Raw genomic sequence first — 17,834 nt, 5'->3', positions numbered from 1 at the left:
TGGGTCAGTTACGGTCAAGTACGATCTCGATACTTACAGTTACTAACTGGTATCCCTCACATCGACGTCGTCCCGGGCAGGGCGAATTCACTCCAGACGCACTTGCCGCTGCCCCGGGACTCGACCCCCCACCGGTCCGCGAGCCGAGCCACCAGCACAAGTCCCCGCCCGGAGACCCCGGTCTCCCCCGCCTCCCGCAGGCGCGGCAGCGCGCTGGAGCCGTCATTGACCTCGACCCGCAGTCTGCGGTGCGGCCGGGCGAGGACCCTGAGGGTGATCTCCGCACCGCCCTCGGTGTGCAGCAGGGCGTTGGTCAGCAGTTCGTCGGCGGCCAGTTCGATGTCGTCAGCGCGCTCCGCCGCGCCCCAGGCCCGTACCGCCGCACGGACCATGTGGCGTGCGGCGGTGAGCGCCTCGGGGTCGGACTGGGCCACCCGCTGCTGCAGCCTGCCCCCGGTCTGCGGGGCCTCAACCCCCTGTCTGCGCAGCAGGAGCACCGCGACGTCGTCGGCGCCGCCCCACTCGTCGACCACCTCGCACAGCTGGTCGGCGAGGAGCTGGAGATCACGGGGGCCCGACCGGACCAGCCGGGTGAGCCGCTCCATCCCTTCGTCAAGGTCGGTACCGGGCCGCTCGACCAGCCCGTCGGTGAAGAGCAGCAGGGTGTGCCCGGGGTCCAGTTCCAGGATGGCGACCGGGTAGTCGAGCCGGCCGAACTCGGCGGAGAGCCCCAGCGGCAGTCCGCCCTCCACCGGCACCCGGCGACAGGTGCCGTCGGGCGCCCGCAGCAGTGGATCGACATGTCCGGCGCGGACGAGCTGGACCACCCCGGTGGCCAGATCCACCTCCGCGTACAGGCAGGTGGCGAAGCGGTCGGTGTCGAGCTGGTGCAGGAAGTCGGATGCGCGGGCGATCACGGTCGCCGGGCTGTGCCCCTCGGCCGCGTAGGCCCGCAGGACGATGCGTAGCTGGCCCATGACGGCTGCCGCGTGGGTGTCGTGCCCCTGCACATCCCCGATGACCATGCCGAACCGGCTGCCGGGCAGCGGGATCACGTCGTACCAGTCACCGCCGATGTCACGGCCCGCCCCGGCGGAGCGGTAGCGGACGGCGACCTGTCCCCCGGCGACCTCGGGTATCCGGCGCGGCAGCATGGCCTGCTGGAGCCCCTGGGCGAGGTCGTGGTCCTGCTCGTAGAGCATGGCCCGCTGGAGGCTCTGCCCGATGGAACTGCCGAGCGCGATCAGCAGATCACGCTCGTCGGCGCTGAAGCCGGCCTTGTCCCGGTAGAGCAGACCGATCGCACCGATCGGTCTGGCCTGCGCGATCAGCGGCAGATAGGCGGCCGATGTGATGCCGAGGTCCTTGATGTGGGGCCACAGCCGGGGGTAGGAGACGGCGAAGTCGTGCGGCGATTCGATGAAGCGGGGGGCGAAGGTCCGGACCACCTCGCTCATCGGGAACTGCTCGTCCACCCGGGTGTACCGGGTGCCCGGCACATAGCTCCCCTCGGGCCCGTCGGCGACCAGCCGGATCCGCCCGGCCTCGACGAGCCCCATGACCAGACTGGTCACACCGAGGTATTCGAGGCCCCGTGAGTCGCTGAGCACATCGGTGACGTCCTGGACGGTACGGGCATGGGCCAGCGCCGCCGCCGTGCCCGCGACCACACTGGATCTCCGCCGACCCTCGTCATCCAGGGCGATACGGACCGAGGCGTCCGTGAGTTCCTGGTCCGCGTGCCTGACGATGCCGATGATCCGGTGCGGGCGGCCCGTCGCATCGCGCCGGACAGCGCCCTGGGTATGGGTCCACCGCAGCGAACCGTCGCGGCGGCGGATGCGGAAGTACGCGCCGTAGGTGGTGACTCCGCCCTTGAGCGCCTGCGAGACCATGGCGTCGAGTCGGCTCGACTCGTCGGGCGGGACCCGCCGGGCGAGCGTCTCCGGGCGGCCGTCGTACTCGTCGGCGTAGAGGTCGAACACGTCGAGGGCGGCCTGATCGAGGTGCATCAGCCCGGTGTCCAGATCCCAGTCGAAGCTGCCCATACGGTTGAGGGCGAGGCTCAGATCCGGGTGGGCGGGCCAGTCCGATGGCAGGGACAGGGCGCCCTGTGCCCGTTCAACCATGTGATCACTCTGTCATGGTTCGTCCCATTCTTCTCCCCCGCTCCCGCTCCGGAACGTCCGCACCCCGAGCACGCGAACGGCCCGCTCCAGGTGCGGAACGGGCCGTTCGGTGGTGTGCGTGCAGCGGTCAGTCGATCCCCTGCAGGATGTGGGGCTCGGCGAGGTCGTCCTCGTAACCGGCCAGCCTGATCGGGGCCGACCTGGCCCAGACGTCGAGATTCTGAAGCTTCTCGGGCCGGACGATCCCGGTACGTTCCGCCGGGCGCTGCTCGCGCTTGGTGATGGTCTCTGATGTCACCGCGCACTCCTTTGTGTCGCGTAACCGCATGGACAGGGGCAGTTCGGACGCGGTGGCGCCGGCTTTCTGGCGGGAGCGCGGCCGTGGTGCGTGCCTGTCCCGGGACGGGACGAGAGATTTGGTGGAACCTCTTCGGCTGTCCGCCCACATCAGAGTAACCAAATGAGCGGGGTTCCGCTCGATAGGGGCGCCAGTCGGTCGGCCAAGTTTTCTTTGCCTTCCGTTCAGAAGGACGCCCACCCGGCCATGATCTGCCGAAATCGGCCAGAAGGCACCTCGGGGCGGACAGACCTGTGGCGCCGACCGGGCCTGGGCGCCGGCCCTACCAGTTCGCGGGGGCGTAGTCCTTGAGGAAGACGCTGTGCAGGTCCTCGCCGGCCTCGCCGCGCACGATGGGGTCGTAGACCCGCGCCGCGCCGTCGACCAGGTCGAGCGGTGCGTGGAAGCCCTCGTCGGCGAGGCGCATCTTGTCGGGGTGCGGGCGCTCGTCGGTGATCCAGCCGGTGTCCACCGCGGTCATCAGGATGCCGTCCGACTCGAACATCTCCTGTCCGCTGGTACGGGTGAGCATGTTCAGCGCGGCCTTGGCCATGTTGGTGTGCGGGTGGCCCGCACCCTTGTAGCCGCGGCTGAAGACGCCCTCCATCGCGGACACGTTCACCACATAGGTACGGCCGGCCGCCGCGGCCGCCATCGCCGGGCGCAGCCGGCTGATCAGGATGAACGGCGCCGTGGAGTTGCAGAGCTGGACTTCGAGCAGCTCGACCGCGTCGACCTCCTCGACGGTCTGGATCCAGCTGTTCGTGTCGTGCAGGTCCGGCACGAGGCCGCCCGCGTCGATCGCGGTGCCGGCCTCGATCCTTGCCGGTGACGCGGACCCGGTCACCAGGGCGAGCTCGGCCACGTCCTGGGCGCTCAGCCCGCCGGGCCTGGCGCTGGGCAGGGAGACCTGCGCACCGCTGCCGAAGGCACCGATGACCTGCGACGCGGGCAGCTCCCCCGCGGGCAGCGGCGCGGTCTCGGCGGCGATCAGCTCGCTGTACGCCTGGGGGGAACGGCGCACGGTCTGCGCGGCGTTGTTGATCAGGATGTCCAGCGGACCCTCGGCGGCGACCGAGTCGGCGAGGGCGATGACCTGGGCGGGGTCGCGCAGATCGATGCCGACGACCTTGAGGCGGTGGATCCACTCGTCACTGTCGGGCATCGCCTTGAAGCGGCGGACCGCGTCCTTCGGGAACCGGGTGGTGATGGTGGTGTGCGCGCCGTCGCGCAGCAGCCGCAGCGCGATGTACATGCCGATCTTGGCCCGCCCGCCGGTGAGCAGGGCCCGCCGGCCGGTGAGGTCGGTACGGGCGTCGCGCCGCGCGCGGTTCTCGGCGGCGCAGTCACGGCAGAGCTGGTGGTAGAAGACGTCGACCTCGACGTACCGGGCCTTGCAGATGTAGCAGGACCGCGGACGCTGGAGTATGCCCGCGATCTCACCCCGGGCCCGCGAGGAGGGCAGCACGCCCTGGGTCTCGTCGTCGATGCGCTCGGCCGAGCCGGTGGCGGTGGCTTCCGTGACGGCCTTGTCGTGGGCGGTCTTCGCGGCCCGGCGCTCCTGCCGGCGGCGCTGCTTCACTGTGCGGTAGACACCGGCGGTGGCACGGCGCACCGCGACGGCGTCCGGATGGTCGACATCGATGCTGTCCAGCTCGTCGAGCACACTGAGGCAGAGAGCCAGCCGCTCCGGATCGATGCCCGGGCCGAACGCCTGGCTGTCCTCTGTCACCGTCATCGTCGTCCCTCTGTGTTCCGTAGCCCCAGGTCAGCAGTCGGCCATCGACCAACTGACGAAGATATACGCAGCCGGGCGGGATACCAAAAAAGGCGGCCCCGCGCTCAGCCCCTCCAGCACCCGGAAGACCCGTCCTTCACCGCCCGCCGGACCACCGGCGAGCACGGGTTTCAGCCTCACACGTTCGGCCCAACACCGCGTGTTCTCCCACTCGTTGGGCATTTTGCGGCTTAATGTCCCACTCGCGCCAATGAGTGTCATTGCGCTTCAAGAAACAGGAGAACGTCTTGTCCACAACCGCTGCCCTCCGCACCGCCCGCGGCCGGAACATCATCGCGGGCGCAGGCGCGCTGACCACCGCCCTGACCCTCGGAGCCACCCTGATGGCCGCCGCCCCGGCCCAGGCCGCCCCGCCGCGCCCGTACGGCACGGTCACCTCCCCCTCCGGCCTGATCCAGCGGATGTACCCCAGCACGGACTCCTCCGTGCGGGGTTCGCTCCGCTTCCACCAGCAGGTGGGCCTGCGCTGCAAGGTCCGCGCCCAGAACATCGACGGCAACACCATCTGGTACCTGCTCCGCGACAGCAACACCTGGATCTCGGCGCGCTACGTGGACAACACCGGTTTCGTGAACTACTGCAAGGACGTCCAGCGCAGCAGCCGTGAAATGATCAACTCGGTGCCGAAGGGCGCCAAGGGCTGATCAGCCCCATCGGCTGAGCACGCCCGGGATGCCCGGCGCGCTCAGCGCCCCGGGGTGAAGTACCCGGTGGGACTGATACCGAGCGCACGGCGGAACATCGCGGTGAAGGCGCTCGGCGTCGCATAGCCCAGCGCGCCGGACACCGAAGTGACCGGCACTCCCCTGGCGAGAAGTGTCACCGCGTGAATGAGCCTGGCCTGCTGAACCCAGCGGGCCAGGCTCATTCCGGTTGCGGCGGGGAATCTGCGCTGCAGCGTACGGGGGCTGAGATGCGCGAACTCCGCGGCCGCCCCGGTGCGCCAGTCGGCGCCGGGGGCCCGCTGGACAGCCGCGCAGAGGGACGCGAGGCCGTCGTCCGCCGGGGCGGGCAGATGCAGCGCGGGGACCGGATGCGGGGTCAGCTGGAGGAGCAGCAGCTCCATGACCTTGCCGTCGCGGCTCTCCGGGTCGTACTCCACGGGCAGCCGCGCCGCCTCCTCGATCAGTTCGCGCAGCAGGGGCGAGACGGAGACGACGGTCGGCTCCCGTGGCAGGTCCGGCTGGGGCTCGATGTACAGGGTGCGCATCGCGACCGCCCCCGCGCAGGTCATCTCATGGGTGAGGCCGGCCGGCACCCAGACACCCCGGGTGGCCGGGACGACCCAGGCGCCGTGGCCGGTGACCACGGTGATGGCCCCGGTCGTGCCGTAGATCAGCTGGGCCCGCCGGTGGTGGTGGGGCGGGATGTGGTGGCCGTCGGGGAGGTCCCTGGCCATCGCGGCCAGCGGCCTGGGCACCGACTGGTAGTCGTCGCGCTGCTCGCTCTTCCCGTACATTGGCGCATTCTCGATAGACGTTGGCGTAGCGGAGAAAGTATGCCACCGGGTGCCCGCCCTAACGTCGACTCATGTGATCGAATCCAACATTTCCGCAGGCCAGGGCCGTGCGGCCAGAGCCAGGACCCGTCAGCTGACGCTGCTGCTCACCGCCACCAGCGCCGTCACGGCCGCCAATGTGTATCTCAGCCAGCCGCTCATGGGGGCGGCGGCCGCCTCGCTGCGGGCCGGGCCCGACGCGCTGGCCGCCGTTCCCACCGCCACCCAGCTCGGCTACGCGGCGGGCATCCTGCTGGTCGTACCGGCGGGCGACAGCCAGGACCGGCGGCGGCTGATCCTGTGGCTCGGTACCGGGTCGGCCGTCGCACTCGCGGGGTGTGCGCTGGCCCCTTCGCTCGGCTGGCTGGTCGCCGCCGGGTTCGCCGTCGGTCTGCTGTCGCCGGTCCCGCAGCTGGTCACCCCGCTCGCGGTCGCCCTGGCGGGCGACGGGCGGGCGGGCGCGGGGCGGATCGTCGGCACCGTGCAGGGCGGCCTGCTGATGGGCGTGCTCGCCTCCCGCGCCTACTCGGGGTCGCTGGCCGAACTGGCGGGCTGGCGGGCCGTGTTCGGCTGTTCCTGTCTGCTGACCCTGGCACTGGTGCTGGTCCTGCGCGGGGCGCTGCCTTACGTCCCCGCCGCCGCGGGCGCCGCCTCGTACCGGGCCACCCTCTCCTCGCTGCCGCGGCTCTTCCTGGCCCATCCGCTGGTCCGCCGGATCACCGTGTCGGGAGCGCTGGTCGGCATCGCGTTCGGCGCGTTCTGGACCACGCTGACCTTCCTCCTGGAGCAGCACTTCCACATCGGGCCGACCGGCGTCGGGCTGTTCGGTCTGGTCGCCGCGGCCAGTGCGCTCCTCTCACCGTCCGCGGGGCGGCTGGCCGACCGGATCGGCCGGCGCGGTGCGCTGGCGGCGCTGACCGGTCTGGTCATCGCAGGGTGGCTGGTGCTGCTGCCGGGCGGCAGCCGCTTCTGGTGGCTGGTGGCCGGGGTCGTCGTGCTCGATGTGGGGGTCTGGGGCGGTCAGGCCGTCAGCCAGACCGTGCTGTTCACCCTGGAGCCGCGCATCCACAGCCGCCTCAACACCCTCTACTTCACCTTCCGTTTCCTCGGGATCGCGCTGGGCTCGCTGGTGGGCTCGCTGGCGTGGGCGGGCGGTGGCTGGCCCGCCGTGGTGGCCACCGGGGCGGGCGTGGCACTGGCCGGGCTGGCCGTGGGGGTGCTGCCCGCCCGCGAAGGGGACCGCCCGCCCCCGGGCGCGGGGACGGGCGGGGCGGAGCGGCCGTCGGTCAGCGGATGACGGGCGGGGCGGCGGAGGCTTCCGTACCCCAGCCGGACGGCTTGGCGCCGACGCTGAAGGAGAGGGTGCGGCCGGAGCGGATCTCGTCGGTGGTGAGATACGTCTTCGCGTGCGCCCTGCCGTCCACGGCCGCCGACTGGATGTACCGGTCGGTGTCCGAGGCCCCCGGCGCCTTCACCGTGAAGCGGCCCTGCGGGTAGTAGCGGCGGTCGAGCCTCAGGTCGACACGCTGGAAGGCGGGTGTCGAGAGGCCCCAGGTGTCGGTGCCGGGCTGGACCGGGAAGACCCCGATGGAGGACAGGACGTTCCAGGCGGACATGGTGCCCAGGTCGTCGTTGCCCGTCATACCGGTCGGGGTGTCCGTGAAGAGCGTCAGCGCGGCGTGTACGACATCGGTGGTCTTCCACGGCTGGCCGGTGGAGAGATAGGTGTACGGGGCGATCAGGTCGGGCTCGTTCTGCGGGTTGTACTTGTCCGCGTTGTAGTAGTCGTACGGGCCGTTGACCCACACGTCGGTGGCCGTCTTCGCCGGGTCCGCGAGGAGCTGGTCGTAGGCGAAGAAGGAGTCGAGGCGCTTGTTGGCCGCGTCCTTGCCGCCGATCAGGTCGACCATGCCGGAGAGGTCCTGCGGGACCATCCACTGGTACTGCCAGGCCGTGCCCTCGTGGAAGCCCTCGCCCTGCGCCGGGTCGGCGGGACCGGTGAAGTTCCCCTTCTCGTCACGGGCGCGGAAGAAGCCGGTCGAGGGGTCGAAGATGTTGCGGTAGCTCTGCGCACGGGCCGCGTAGCGCTTGGCGTCCGCCCGGTGGCCGAGGTCGCGAGCCATCTGGCCGAGCATGGCGTCGGAGAGCGCGTACTCCAGGGTGGCCGACGCGCCGTGGTCGAAGTCCGAGTCGCCGGGCTTCGCATGGGGGCGGTCCTTGATGTACGGGGCGAAACCGTCCTTCAGATACTGGACGTTGGCCTCACGCCCGACCGCCGGGGAGTCGGTGGGCGGGGTCCCGTCGGCGTTCTTCTTGAGTGCCCGGTACGCCTGCTCCTCGTACCCCTTGAGCAGCCCCTGCCGGTAGGCGTTGGTGAGGAAGGGGGTGACCGGGTCGCCCGTCATGATGTTGGTCTCGACCGTGCCGTAACCCCACTTGGGCAGCCAGCCGCTCTGCTCGTCGATCTTCAGTACGGAGATCGCCATGTTCCGTTCCTCGCGCGGCGCGAGGAGCGAGAGGAGCTGGGTCTGGGTGCGGTAGGTGTCCCACAGCGACCAGTTCTGGTAGTAGTCGAACCCCTTGGCACGGTGGATCTTCTGGTCCCAGCCGGTGTAGCGGCCGTCGGTGTCGCTGCCGATGTTGGGCGCGAGGAACGACCGGTAGAGCGAGGAGTAGAACGTCCGGCGCTGGGTGTCGCTGCCGCCCTGCGCCTGTACGTCCTCCAGCCGGTCCTCCCAGCTCGCCTGTGCGGCGCGGTGGACGCGGTCGAAGCTCCTGCCGCCCTCGGCGCGCAGATTTCGGGCCGCGCCCGTCGCGTCGACGTAGCTGATGGCCGTGGTCGCCTCGACCGTGCGGTCCTTGGAGGTGTCGAAGCGCACCCAGGCGCCGTTGCCGCCGGTCCCGGTGGACTTGCGTGAGCCCTGGGTGACCGTGCCGTCCTTCCAGGTGCCCGACGTGGTGAAGGGGCGGTCGAAGTGCGTGACGGTGTAGAGGGTGTACGGCTTGGTGTCCTGGCAGAAGCCGCTGCCCGTGATGGCGGTGCGGATGGTCCGGGAGTCGAGGACCTCTACGGAGGTGGAGACCGTCTTGTGGAGCGACTGGCCCGCGTTCAGCAGGACGTTGGCCTTGTCGGTGGCGGGGAAGGTGTAGCGCTGCACCCCGGTCCGCTTGGTGGCGGTGAGTTCGGCGGTGATGCCCGAGTCGAGTACCGCCTTGTAGTAGCCGGGGCTCGCCTTCTCGGTGTCGTGGCTGAACTTCGCCGCGTACTTGGCGTAGTCGGTCTCGGTGACGTCACCGGTGGTCGGCAGGGTCGGCAGGTCCCCGCCGAGCCCGCAGCCCACGCCTGAGATGTGCACGCTGGAGAAGCCGCGGATCTCGTTCTGGGCGTGGTCGTAGCCGGTGTTGTGCCCGGTGTCCGGCGAGAGCTGCACCATGCCGAAGGGCACCGCGGCCCCCGGGTAGGTGTTCCCCTCGTTCTCCGTACCGATGAACGGGTTGACGAGATCGGTGAGCCGGCCACCGTGACCGGCGCCCGCGGCCTCGGCCGCCGGCGCGGCGAGCACCCCGCCGATGAGCGCTGCGGCGGCCACGGCCGTCCCTGCGCCGCGCAGCCGTTGTGTCCAGTACATGGGTGGAGACCTCCGCGAGGATGAAGGGGGAACTACGGGTGCCCGGTCCGGGACTCTGGGGGCTGTGGGAATCGGGGCGGGCGGCGGGGCGCCGGTTCAGGTGATGCTGAGGGAGACGAGCGCCGCGTCGCCGTGGCGCCAGCCGGGGACGGAAAGGGCGACGTAGCGGGCGGACCCGTCCGTGGTCAGTGCGCTGTCATGACCGTGGCGGGAGCGTGCGGAGAGCCGGCCGGCGGGCCGGTAACCGATGCCGTCGGCGCTCAGCTCCGCCTGCGCCGCCGGTGTCCGGCCGCCGGTCCACACCGCCCGCACCGCGCTCACCCGCCGTACCGAACCGAGGTCGACCACCATCCGCCCGCCCGGCCCCGGCGTCCACGACGTGTGGGACTGCCCGTCGACCGCCGCCGCGGGGTCCGACATGCCGGGCGGCAGCGGAGCCGTCGGGAAGGTGGTCCGGCCGAGCGCGGCGTCGGTGAGCGGGTACGGGGTGACTCCCGGGACCCTGACCTCGTACGGGCGTCCGGAGCGCAGGGTCACCCGGGCGCTGTGGCCGCCCGGAGCGGTGACGGTGTACCGGCCGGAAGGACCGGTGAGCCGTACCGTGCCCGCGTCGGTCACCTCGGCCCGCATCCCGGCGGGGACCCGTGTGCCTTTCGCCGTACGCAGCGTGAGCCGTGCCGGGGCCAGGACCGCCGCCGCCGCGCCGAGTGCGGCCGTGTACGCGGTGCCCGTCGCGGTGACGCGCTGGTCGCCCGGGTAGAGCCGGACCGAGCGGGTGTCCTGCGGGAGCGTGACCGTGCTGGTGACCGGCTGCGCGGTGAGGTTGAAGAGGCTCAGATACCCCTCCGCGTCACAGGCCAGCACGCCCGGGTGGTCGGCCGCCGGGACCTTCCTGCCCGCGGCGGCGCGGGTCCGGCCGGGGTCGGCCGACGGGTACCCCTCCACGAGCAGCGGCTGGGCGGGCCCGTCGCAGAGGACGACCGTGTCGCCGTACACCGCGAGCGGACTGCGCGCTCCGCGTACGACGAGCCCGGCCCGCCCGTCCACGCAGAGCCAGTCACCCGTGCTGGTGAGATCGGGGTGCGGATAGCGGGCGAGCTCGGTCCAGTTCCGCCCGTCGGTCGATCCCTGCACGGTGTACGCACGGCCGGCCGCGGCCTCCCAGCGCAGGGTGGCCCGGTCGAACCGGCGCCCCGTGCCGAGGTCGACGGTGAGGCTGCTGTCCGCCCGGCCCCGGTCGGCGCGGGACACGGCCCAGCGGGTCGTGTTGTCGCCGTCGACCGCGAGGGCCGCCGCTCTGCCGGTGTCCTCGGACGACGCGGTGGCGGTGGCGCCCCTGGCCAGGTCGGTGCCTGTGGCACCATCGCGGACCTCGATGGCGTAGAGCGAGTATCCGTAGGCCGGGTCCGGGGTGATTCCCTGCATCCGTACATAGCGGAACTCGCTTGCCGCGCAGGGGAGTTCGTCGGTGCGTCCGGCTGTCGCCGTGGGCGCGGCGCCGTCCTGCGCGGGCACGGTGACCGCTCCGTCGGCCGCCGTGTAGGTGCGGCTGCCGTCCAGTCCTGGCATGCCCGGCATGGTCAGGTTCCGCACCTCCAGATGGCCCTCCCCCGCACCGGTGCCGGACGTCGCGTAGACCACCGCGCCGGACGGCAGCGTGGTCAGGCCGGCGAAGCCGCTGTCCAGGGTGAGCAGACTGGCGCTCCCGTCGAAGCCGTCGCGCAGCGCGCTGTACGTCACGGCGGTGCGGGCGGTCACCTTGGCGCCGGTGCCGGGGAGGAACATCGGGGTGTGACCGCTGAGCGCGAAGAGCCAGTCGTCGTGGGCGGGCTGCCAGGCGAACTTCACGAAGCCGGGTTTGGTGACAGCGGCCGCCCAGGCGCCGGGCGACTGATGGGCCAGCAGTCCGGGCCCGGCGCCGAAGTCCTTTGCGCCGCTTGCCTGTTCGAACAGCTGACGTTCACTCAGCGGGCGCACCGGGGAGCCGGTGCGGGCGCGCCACTCGTGCAGCAGATAGCTGATGGCGATCTCGGCTCGGGCCTCGGGCTCGTACTTGGGCTCCCCGGAGAACTTCGCCATCCGGTGCTCCGGCGGGTACGCCTGGTAGGCGACGAGCCGGTCGGCGAGTGCGGCCTCGGCGCGGGCCGCCGCCCGGTCCCCGACGACCTGGGCGAGGAAGGCGAGCGGGATGACATCGCGCCCGTACAGATGCTCGCGGTCCTCGACCATAGGCATCAGCGGTTCGCCCGCGTCGCTGGCCATGGTGAGCAGGGTGTCCCAGAGCGGGCCGGCGTTCGGCTGGGCGGTGAGTACCTCGGGGAGCGGCTGCCCCGCGGTGATGAAGTGGGCGGCGTTGCGGCCGGAGGTGCGCCAGAGTTCCTCCTGGTAGTGCGGGCCGAACGAGCCGTGGTTCTCGACGATGAACGTGTCGTACAGGTTCTGCGCGGTGTTGTCGCTGACCGGTACGCCGTCCACCCGGGCCGGGTTGGCGAGGTCGGCCGCGGGCAGCCCGGTCTCGTTGCGGCTCCAGCGGCCGAACGCGGCACGCCAGGCGTCCTGTTGGGGGTCGGAGGGCGCCCAGGCGAGGCCCGGTGCGAGCGACTGGGCGTAGACACCCATCTCCTCCAGTTTGGTGTCGCCCTGGAAGCCGCCGGTGGCGCCGTGCGGGGTCCAGCTGCCCGACGCGGGGTCGTCGCCGGTGCCGAGGGATGTCGTGTACCGGGCCTGGGCGCGGGCGATGGTGTCGACGTTCGCCCGGGTCTTCTCGTCGAGGCCGGACCAGAGCAGCCGTGCGGCGAGGATGAAGTACGACTGGAAGGTGGTGTCGAAGAAGAGGGTGCGGCCCCATTCGGTGCCGCCGGTGAGCCGGTTGGAAGCGGCGAAGTGGCGGATCGTGGCGAGGGTCCGCGCGCGCAGGGTCGCTTCGTCCACCCCCGCGGCGTCCGCGTCATAGGTGCCGCGCGTCAGCAGCAGCGCATGGCCCAGGACGACGGCGAAACCGAAGTCGGTGGCGGTGTAGTGGCCGGACTTCGCGTCCCACTGGGTCTCGGACCAGCGGGTGTGGTCGAGCAGGACCCGGTAGTAGGTGCCCGCCACCGTGTCGGGGTGGCCGCCGCGGGCCGGCCGGCCGCTGTCCGCGGCGGCGGGGGGTGTGCCCGTCACGAGCGGAACGGCCGTCAGTGCGGCGGAGACGCCCAGCAGTTGGGCGAAACGGCGTCGGCTCGGCTGGTACGGGTGGTGCGACACGCCGCTCCGCCTCCTTGGACAACGTTGTCAGAACGCGATCATTGTTGGTTCCTGTCGGGCTCGCGTCAAGAGTTCCGACCGGAATGCTCCGGGTGCCCCGGGCCGCGTACGGCACGGGGCACCCGGCCCCGTCAGGAGGACGGGCACCCTGCCGGAACCGCCTGCGACGCGTCATGGATCAGCGCCTGCTGGGCGTCCCTGACCCGCTTCACATCCGGCTTGATGACCTTCCGGTCGTAGGTCATCAGCCCGTTCAGCTCGCCCTCCACATCCGAGATCTGGGTGTAGACGGCGCCGTTGCTGCCCTGGCAGGCGAGCTTGCGTACCTCATTGAGCTTGGTGAGGTAGTCGTCCGTGTACGTGGCCGGGTCGACCGCGACGTATGACTGCTGCACCGCCCAGGCGTGCCCCGGGACAGCCAGTCCGAGTCCGCCGTACTCACCGCTGACCAGCGCGCGTCTCCCGTCGGGCGCCGGCAGCGCCGGACTGGGATAGCCGTGCTCGTCGATGATGTCGCCGGTACCGCCGTCGGCTCCCAGGTTGATCCCGGACATGCTGTTGACCAGACGCGTCGGGTCCCAGGCCTTGGCCTGGTCGGCGATGCGCGCCATGTCGTACTGGCCCCAGCCCTCATTGAACGTCACCCACATGACGACCGACGGGTGGCTGCTGTGCTGGTCGATCATCTGCTTCATCTCGTGCTCGTACTCGGTGCGCGCGGCCGGCGACGGGTTGGTGCCCGCCTCCATGGCCGGCATGTCCTGCCAGACGAGCAGCCCGAGCTTGTCCGCCCAGTAGAACCAGCGGTCCGGTTCGACCTTGATGTGCTTGCGGACCGCGTTGAAGCCCATCGCCTTGTGCATCTTGAGGTCGTACGCGAGGGCCTGGTCGGTCGGCGCGGTGTACAGCCCGTCCGGCCAGAAGCCCTGGTCGAGGGTGGCCATCATGAAGACCGGCTTGCCGTTGAGCACGGTGCGCGGGGTGCCGTTCACCTTCTCGACCGCGATGGAGCGCATCCCGAAGTAGCTGCCGACCCGGTCGGAGCCGACGGTGACCTTGAGCCGGTAGAGATGCGGGTCGTCCGCCGACCAGAGGTGCGGCCTGGGCACCGGCACGTTCAGCGCGGTGCCGGTACGTCCGGTGGCGGTGCCCACCTTGCGCCTGCCGTCGTACGCGGTCGCCGTGACCGGCACTCCGCCGCGCACACCCTGCACCTCGACGGCGACCTTCTGCGCCTTGACGTCCGGGGTGAGCTTGAGGGAGTCCGCGTGGTCGGCCGCGACCGGCTCCATCCACACGGTCTGCCAGATGCCGGACGACGGGGTGTACCAGATACCGCTGGGGTCCTGGCGCTGCTTGCCCATCGGCGGGTTCTCGCCGTCCTTGGCGTCGGTCGGGTCATAGACCCCGACGATCACCTCCTGGGTGCGGCCCGGCTTCAGCGCGTCGGTGATGTCCGCGCTGAACTTGTCGTAGCCGCCCTTGTGTTCGGTGACCTTGGTGCCGTTGACGTACACATCGGCCTGCCAGTCCACGGCCCCGAAGTTGAGCTGGAGCCGCTTGCCCGAGCCGACCTTCCAGCCCTTGGGGACGGTGAACGTACGCCGGTACCACATCCGGTCCTCGTGCCGCTCCACTCCGGAGAGCTGGGACTCGACCGGGTACGGGACGAGGATCTTCTCCGCCAGCTTCTTCCCGACCGGCGGCTTCTCGCCCGCCTTGGCCGCGGCGAACTGCCAGCTGCCGTTGAGGTTCTGCCAGTCGTCCCGGGTGAGCTGGGGTCGCGGGTACTCGGGGTGGGCGTTGGACGGGCTGACGTCGTCCGCCCACTTGGTGCGCAGCTCGTACTCGGAGTTGTTGGAACCGCTCGACCAGAAGGCGCCGACCGCCTTGCCGTCGCGGCTCTTCAGCGAACCCTTGCCGTCGTAGCGGATGTCGGCGAGACCGTTGGCACCGCCGCCCTTCTTGCCGACCACGGGCTGCTTGAGTGCGACGGTGAGGCTGTGCGGGTCGGAGCGGTCGGCCTTGACGGCGCCCAGCGGCCAGGTAGCGCCGCCTATCTCGGCGTCGAGATGTCCGGCGAGTCCGGCGGGCGGGGGTGCCAGCTTCTGCGCGAAGTCGAGCTTGAGGGTGCGGCCGGACTTCTGGACGGTGGCGGCGATGGCACCGTCGTAGTCGTATCCGTCGGGCAGCCGGAACGCGGACTGCGGGACCGGCGTCTTGGTGCCGCCCGGCGGGGTCCACTTCAGATGGAGGTTGGAACCGCCCTCGTGCTCGAAGTACTCGATCTTGATGTCGTAGGCCTTGCCCGCCGTCAACTCGACCGGCTGGGAGGTCTGTTCCTTCTCCCAGTCGTCGACCCAGTGGTCGATGACCGGCTTCCCGTCGATCCAGAGCCGAAAGCCGTTGTCGCCGATCATCGAGAACGTATGGGCGCCGGTCTTCTCCGGGACGATCTTCCCGGTCCAGCGGACGCTGTCGTTGTCCGACTGGCCGGTGGCGGACTGGAGCCGTGACTCCAGGGTGGGGAAGTCGATGTCCGGGTCGAATCCGGTGGCCTTGAGCTGCGCGAAGTCGAAGGCTCCCGGGGCCGACTGGGTGTAGTACTCCCCCTTCAGCCCATGGGCGGTGACGGTGGTGCTCGGGTGTGCGGACCTGGCCGGCGCGGCCGACGCGGCCGGCATCGCGGAGAGCCCCGCGAAGCCGGTGACGGCGGCGAGGAGTAGGGCCAGATTTCTTCGGATGCGCACGGATCCTCCTTTGGTGAGGAAGGGTGGCGGCTCGTTGCATCAGTCTGTACAACGTTGGAAGGAACGGCAGTTGGCATGACAGCACGACTCCTGCCTGCTGTCCAGCGGCATGACCAACTCGGAGGGGAGACTCAGTGGGCGTAAGCCTCAAGGACGTCGCCGGGCTCGCGGGCGTCTCGATCAAGACCGTCTCGAACGTGGTGAACAACTACCAGCACGTCACTCCGGCGATGCGGGCCAGAGTGCAGGCGGCGATCGACGAGCTCGGCTACGTACCGAACCTCACCGCCCGCCACCTGCGCAAAGGCCGTACGGGAATCCTGGCGCTCGCCGTGCCCGAACTGGGCAACCCGTACTTCGCCGAGCTGGCGGGGGCCGTCATCGACGCGGCGGCCGAGCACGACTACACGGTGCTGCTCGACCACACACGCGGCGAGCGCGAACAGGAGATCCTGGTCAGTCAGGGATTCCGGGGGCGGGTCATCGACGGGCTGATCCTCTCCCCCATCGAGCTGGAGCCCGAGGATCTGAGCAGCCGGATCCATGACGCGCCGCTGGTGCTGCTCGGCGAGCGCGAGTACGACGCCCTCCCGTACGACCACATCGCGATCGACAACGTCGCGGCCTCGCGCTGCGCGGTGCGGCATCTGATCGGGCTCGGCCGCACCCGGATCGCCTACCTCGGCGCCCGCACCGACCGCATCAACAGGCCCGCCCAACTGCGGCTCCGCGGCTGGCGCGAGGAGCTGACGGCCGCCGGGCTGCCCGCGCCCGACGGGCTGGCGGCCCCGACCAGCGGCTGGGACCGCGGGGACGGGGCGCAGGCGATGGCCTGGCTGCTGGACTCGGGACAGCGGCCCGACGCCGTCTTCGCCTACAACGACCTGGTGGCGGTGGGTGCGATGCGGGTGCTCTCGGAGCGGGGGCTGCGGGTGCCGTGGGATGTGGCGGTGGTGGGGTTCGACGACATCGCGGAGGGCAGATTCGGTGCGGTCACACTCACCACCGTCTCGCCCGACAAGCAGTCCATCGCGCGGCTCGCCGTGGAGTCGGTCATCGGCGGTCTCCAGAGTCCGGAAGGGGGCTCCGACCAGCACAGCGAGCAGTCGGGCGGGACGCGCGCCGGACGTGAACTGGCCGCGGAATTCAGGCTGGTGGAGCGGGAGAGCACTCTGGGGCGCCGGTGACGCGGGATCAGGCCCGGTATTGGGTTGTCAGGTACGCGAAGGGTTTACAGGACCCTTCTAACGTTGTAAAAAGTGCCCCGGAACGCTGTGAGTCGACTCGTACGAGCCCGCCTCCCGTGCCTCAACCACCACGGGCCTGCGCCAAATCTGGGGACGCCATGAATCCGACCATGCTCCTTCGACGCACCACCAGCAAAGCTCTTCTCGCCACCGGCCTCACCGCGTGCCTCGCGCTCGCGTCCGGCTGCGCCAAGTCCGAGGACGACGGCTCGAAGGACACCTCCGCCTCGTCCGGCAAGGGCGATTCGGGCCAGGTCGTCGCCACTCCGACCGCGGGCGACGCCAAGAGCTGCACCATCGGTCAGTTCGGCGGCAAGAAGCTCGACATCAAGAACGCCACGATCGGTTTCTCGCAGTCCGAGAAGGAGGCCAACCCCTTCCGGATCGCCGAGACCGCGTCCATGAAGGCCGAGGCCAAGAAGCGCGGTCTGAAGCTGCTGACGGCCAACGCGCAGTCGCAGTTCTCCAAGCAGATCAGCGATGTCCAGGACCTGATGGCCAAGGGCGCGGACCTGCTGGTCATCGCCCCGCTGAACTCGGACGGTTGGGGCCCGGTGCTCCGTACCGCGGCGGCGAAGCACATCCCGATCGTCACCGTGGACCGGAAGATCAACGCCACCCCGTGCAAGGACTACGTCAGCTTCATCGGCTCGGACTTCGTCCAGCAGGGCAAGCGGGCGGCCGACCAGATGATCGCGTCGACCGGCGGCAAGGGGAAGCTCGCGATTCTGCTGGGCTCCGCGGGCAACAACGTCACCACCGAACGCACCAAGGGCTTCAAGGACGAGCTGAAGGCCAAGGCCCCCGGGCTCAAGGTGGTCTTCGAGCAGACCGGTGACTTCGTACGCGAGAAGGGCCAGCAGGTCACCGAACAGCTCATCCAGTCGAACCCCGACATCGCCGGGATCTACGCGGAGAACGACGAGATGGGCCTCGGCGCCGTCAACGCGCTCAAGGGCGCGGGCAAGAAGGCCGGCGCGGTGAAGATCGTGACGGTGGACGGCACCCGCAACGGCGTCCAGCAGATCGTGGACGGCTGGATGAGCGGTGACGTGGAGTCCAACCCGCGCTTCGGGCCGCTCGCCTTCGAGACGCTGGACAACTTCACCAAGGGCCAGAAGGTCGCGCAGGACATCGTCATCCAGGACAGTGAGTACAGCAAGGACAACGCCAAGTCCGACATCGACAAGGCGTTCTGAG

The 17,834-nt window shown here is 70.4% G+C and carries 11 protein-coding genes; 4 read left to right on the top strand and 7 right to left on the bottom strand.

The window, feature by feature from the left end; all coding sequences use genetic code 11:
• Positions 1-56: 56 nt before the first annotated feature.
• The 3 genes from ACWGKJ_RS19175 to ACWGKJ_RS19165 form a co-directional block, all read right to left on the bottom strand.
• The gene (locus ACWGKJ_RS19175) at positions 57-2,129 is read right to left on the bottom strand and encodes a SpoIIE family protein phosphatase (protein ID WP_385022085.1); all 2,073 of its coding nucleotides are present in this window, start codon (positions 2,127-2,129) and stop codon (positions 57-59) included.
• A 127-nt stretch (positions 2,130-2,256) separates the two neighbouring features.
• Positions 2,257-2,427, bottom strand: a complete 171-nt coding sequence (locus ACWGKJ_RS19170; RefSeq protein WP_385022177.1) for a hypothetical protein — start codon at positions 2,425-2,427, stop codon at positions 2,257-2,259.
• Between the two features lie 322 nt (positions 2,428-2,749).
• On the bottom strand, positions 2,750-4,204 hold the full coding sequence (locus ACWGKJ_RS19165) for an SDR family NAD(P)-dependent oxidoreductase (RefSeq protein ID WP_385022081.1): 1,455 nt from the start codon (positions 4,202-4,204) through the stop codon (positions 2,750-2,752).
• A 287-nt stretch (positions 4,205-4,491) separates the two neighbouring features.
• On the opposite strand from ACWGKJ_RS19165, the gene ACWGKJ_RS19160 reads away from it, so the two are divergent.
• Complete coding sequence (locus ACWGKJ_RS19160) at positions 4,492-4,908, top strand: SH3 domain-containing protein (RefSeq protein ID WP_385022078.1); 417 nt, start codon at positions 4,492-4,494, stop codon at positions 4,906-4,908.
• Between the two features lie 41 nt (positions 4,909-4,949).
• Here ACWGKJ_RS19160 and ACWGKJ_RS19155 read toward each other — a convergent pair whose 3' ends face one another.
• Complete coding sequence (locus tag ACWGKJ_RS19155; protein ID WP_385022075.1) at positions 4,950-5,723, bottom strand: AraC family transcriptional regulator; 774 nt, start codon at positions 5,721-5,723, stop codon at positions 4,950-4,952.
• 73 nt (positions 5,724-5,796) lie between these two features.
• Between ACWGKJ_RS19155 and ACWGKJ_RS19150 the strand changes: the two genes are divergently transcribed.
• Entirely contained in the window at positions 5,797-7,059 is a 1,263-nt protein-coding gene (locus tag ACWGKJ_RS19150; RefSeq protein ID WP_385022072.1) for an MFS transporter, read from the top strand.
• Here ACWGKJ_RS19150 and ACWGKJ_RS19145 read toward each other — a convergent pair.
• The 3 genes from ACWGKJ_RS19145 to ACWGKJ_RS19135 form a co-directional block, all read right to left on the bottom strand.
• On the bottom strand, positions 7,049-9,391 hold the full coding sequence (locus ACWGKJ_RS19145; protein WP_385022069.1) for a GH92 family glycosyl hydrolase: 2,343 nt from the start codon (positions 9,389-9,391) through the stop codon (positions 7,049-7,051). The two genes, ACWGKJ_RS19150 and ACWGKJ_RS19145, sit on opposite strands and share 11 nt — an antisense overlap.
• A 96-nt stretch (positions 9,392-9,487) precedes the next feature.
• Entirely contained in the window at positions 9,488-12,637 is a 3,150-nt protein-coding gene (locus ACWGKJ_RS19140; protein ID WP_385022066.1) for a discoidin domain-containing protein, read from the bottom strand.
• Between the two features lie 131 nt (positions 12,638-12,768).
• Entirely contained in the window at positions 12,769-15,321 is a 2,553-nt protein-coding gene (locus tag ACWGKJ_RS19135) for a PA14 domain-containing protein (RefSeq protein ID WP_385022167.1), read from the bottom strand.
• 200 nt (positions 15,322-15,521) lie between these two features.
• Between ACWGKJ_RS19135 and ACWGKJ_RS19130 the strand changes: the two genes are divergently transcribed.
• Both ACWGKJ_RS19130 and ACWGKJ_RS19125 read left to right on the top strand, forming a co-directional pair.
• Positions 15,522-16,574 carry a LacI family DNA-binding transcriptional regulator gene (locus ACWGKJ_RS19130; protein ID WP_385022063.1) on the top strand — a complete coding sequence of 351 codons (1,053 nt, stop codon included), beginning with the start codon at positions 15,522-15,524 and terminating at the stop codon, positions 16,572-16,574.
• Between the two features lie 170 nt (positions 16,575-16,744).
• Positions 16,745-17,833 (top strand): ABC transporter substrate-binding protein, encoded by a 1,089-nt coding sequence (locus ACWGKJ_RS19125; protein WP_385022060.1) that lies wholly within the window; start codon positions 16,745-16,747, stop codon positions 17,831-17,833.
• Position 17,834 lies beyond the last annotated feature (1 nt).

This window comes from Streptomyces sp. NPDC054757 (assembly GCF_053612185.1).
This window is presented reverse-complemented; position numbering and strand designations above follow the sequence as displayed.

Bases quoted from the DNA above. Each gene is read 5' to 3' on its own strand.
- ACWGKJ_RS19155 (WP_385022075.1), bottom strand. From the start codon at position 5,723: ATGTACGGGAAGAGCGAGCAGCGCGACGACTACCAGTCGGTGCCCAGG.
- ACWGKJ_RS19165 (WP_385022081.1), bottom strand. From the start codon at position 4,204: ATGACGGTGACAGAGGACAGCCAGGCGTTCGGCCCGGGCATCGATCCG.
- ACWGKJ_RS19125 (WP_385022060.1), top strand. From the start codon at position 16,745: ATGCTCCTTCGACGCACCACCAGCAAAGCTCTTCTCGCCACCGGCCTC.
- ACWGKJ_RS19145 (WP_385022069.1), bottom strand. From the start codon at position 9,391: ATGTACTGGACACAACGGCTGCGCGGCGCAGGGACGGCCGTGGCCGCC.
- ACWGKJ_RS19175 (WP_385022085.1), bottom strand. From the start codon at position 2,129: ATGGTTGAACGGGCACAGGGCGCCCTGTCCCTGCCATCGGACTGGCCC.
- ACWGKJ_RS19135 (WP_385022167.1), bottom strand. From the start codon at position 15,321: ATGCCGGCCGCGTCGGCCGCGCCGGCCAGGTCCGCACACCCGAGCACC.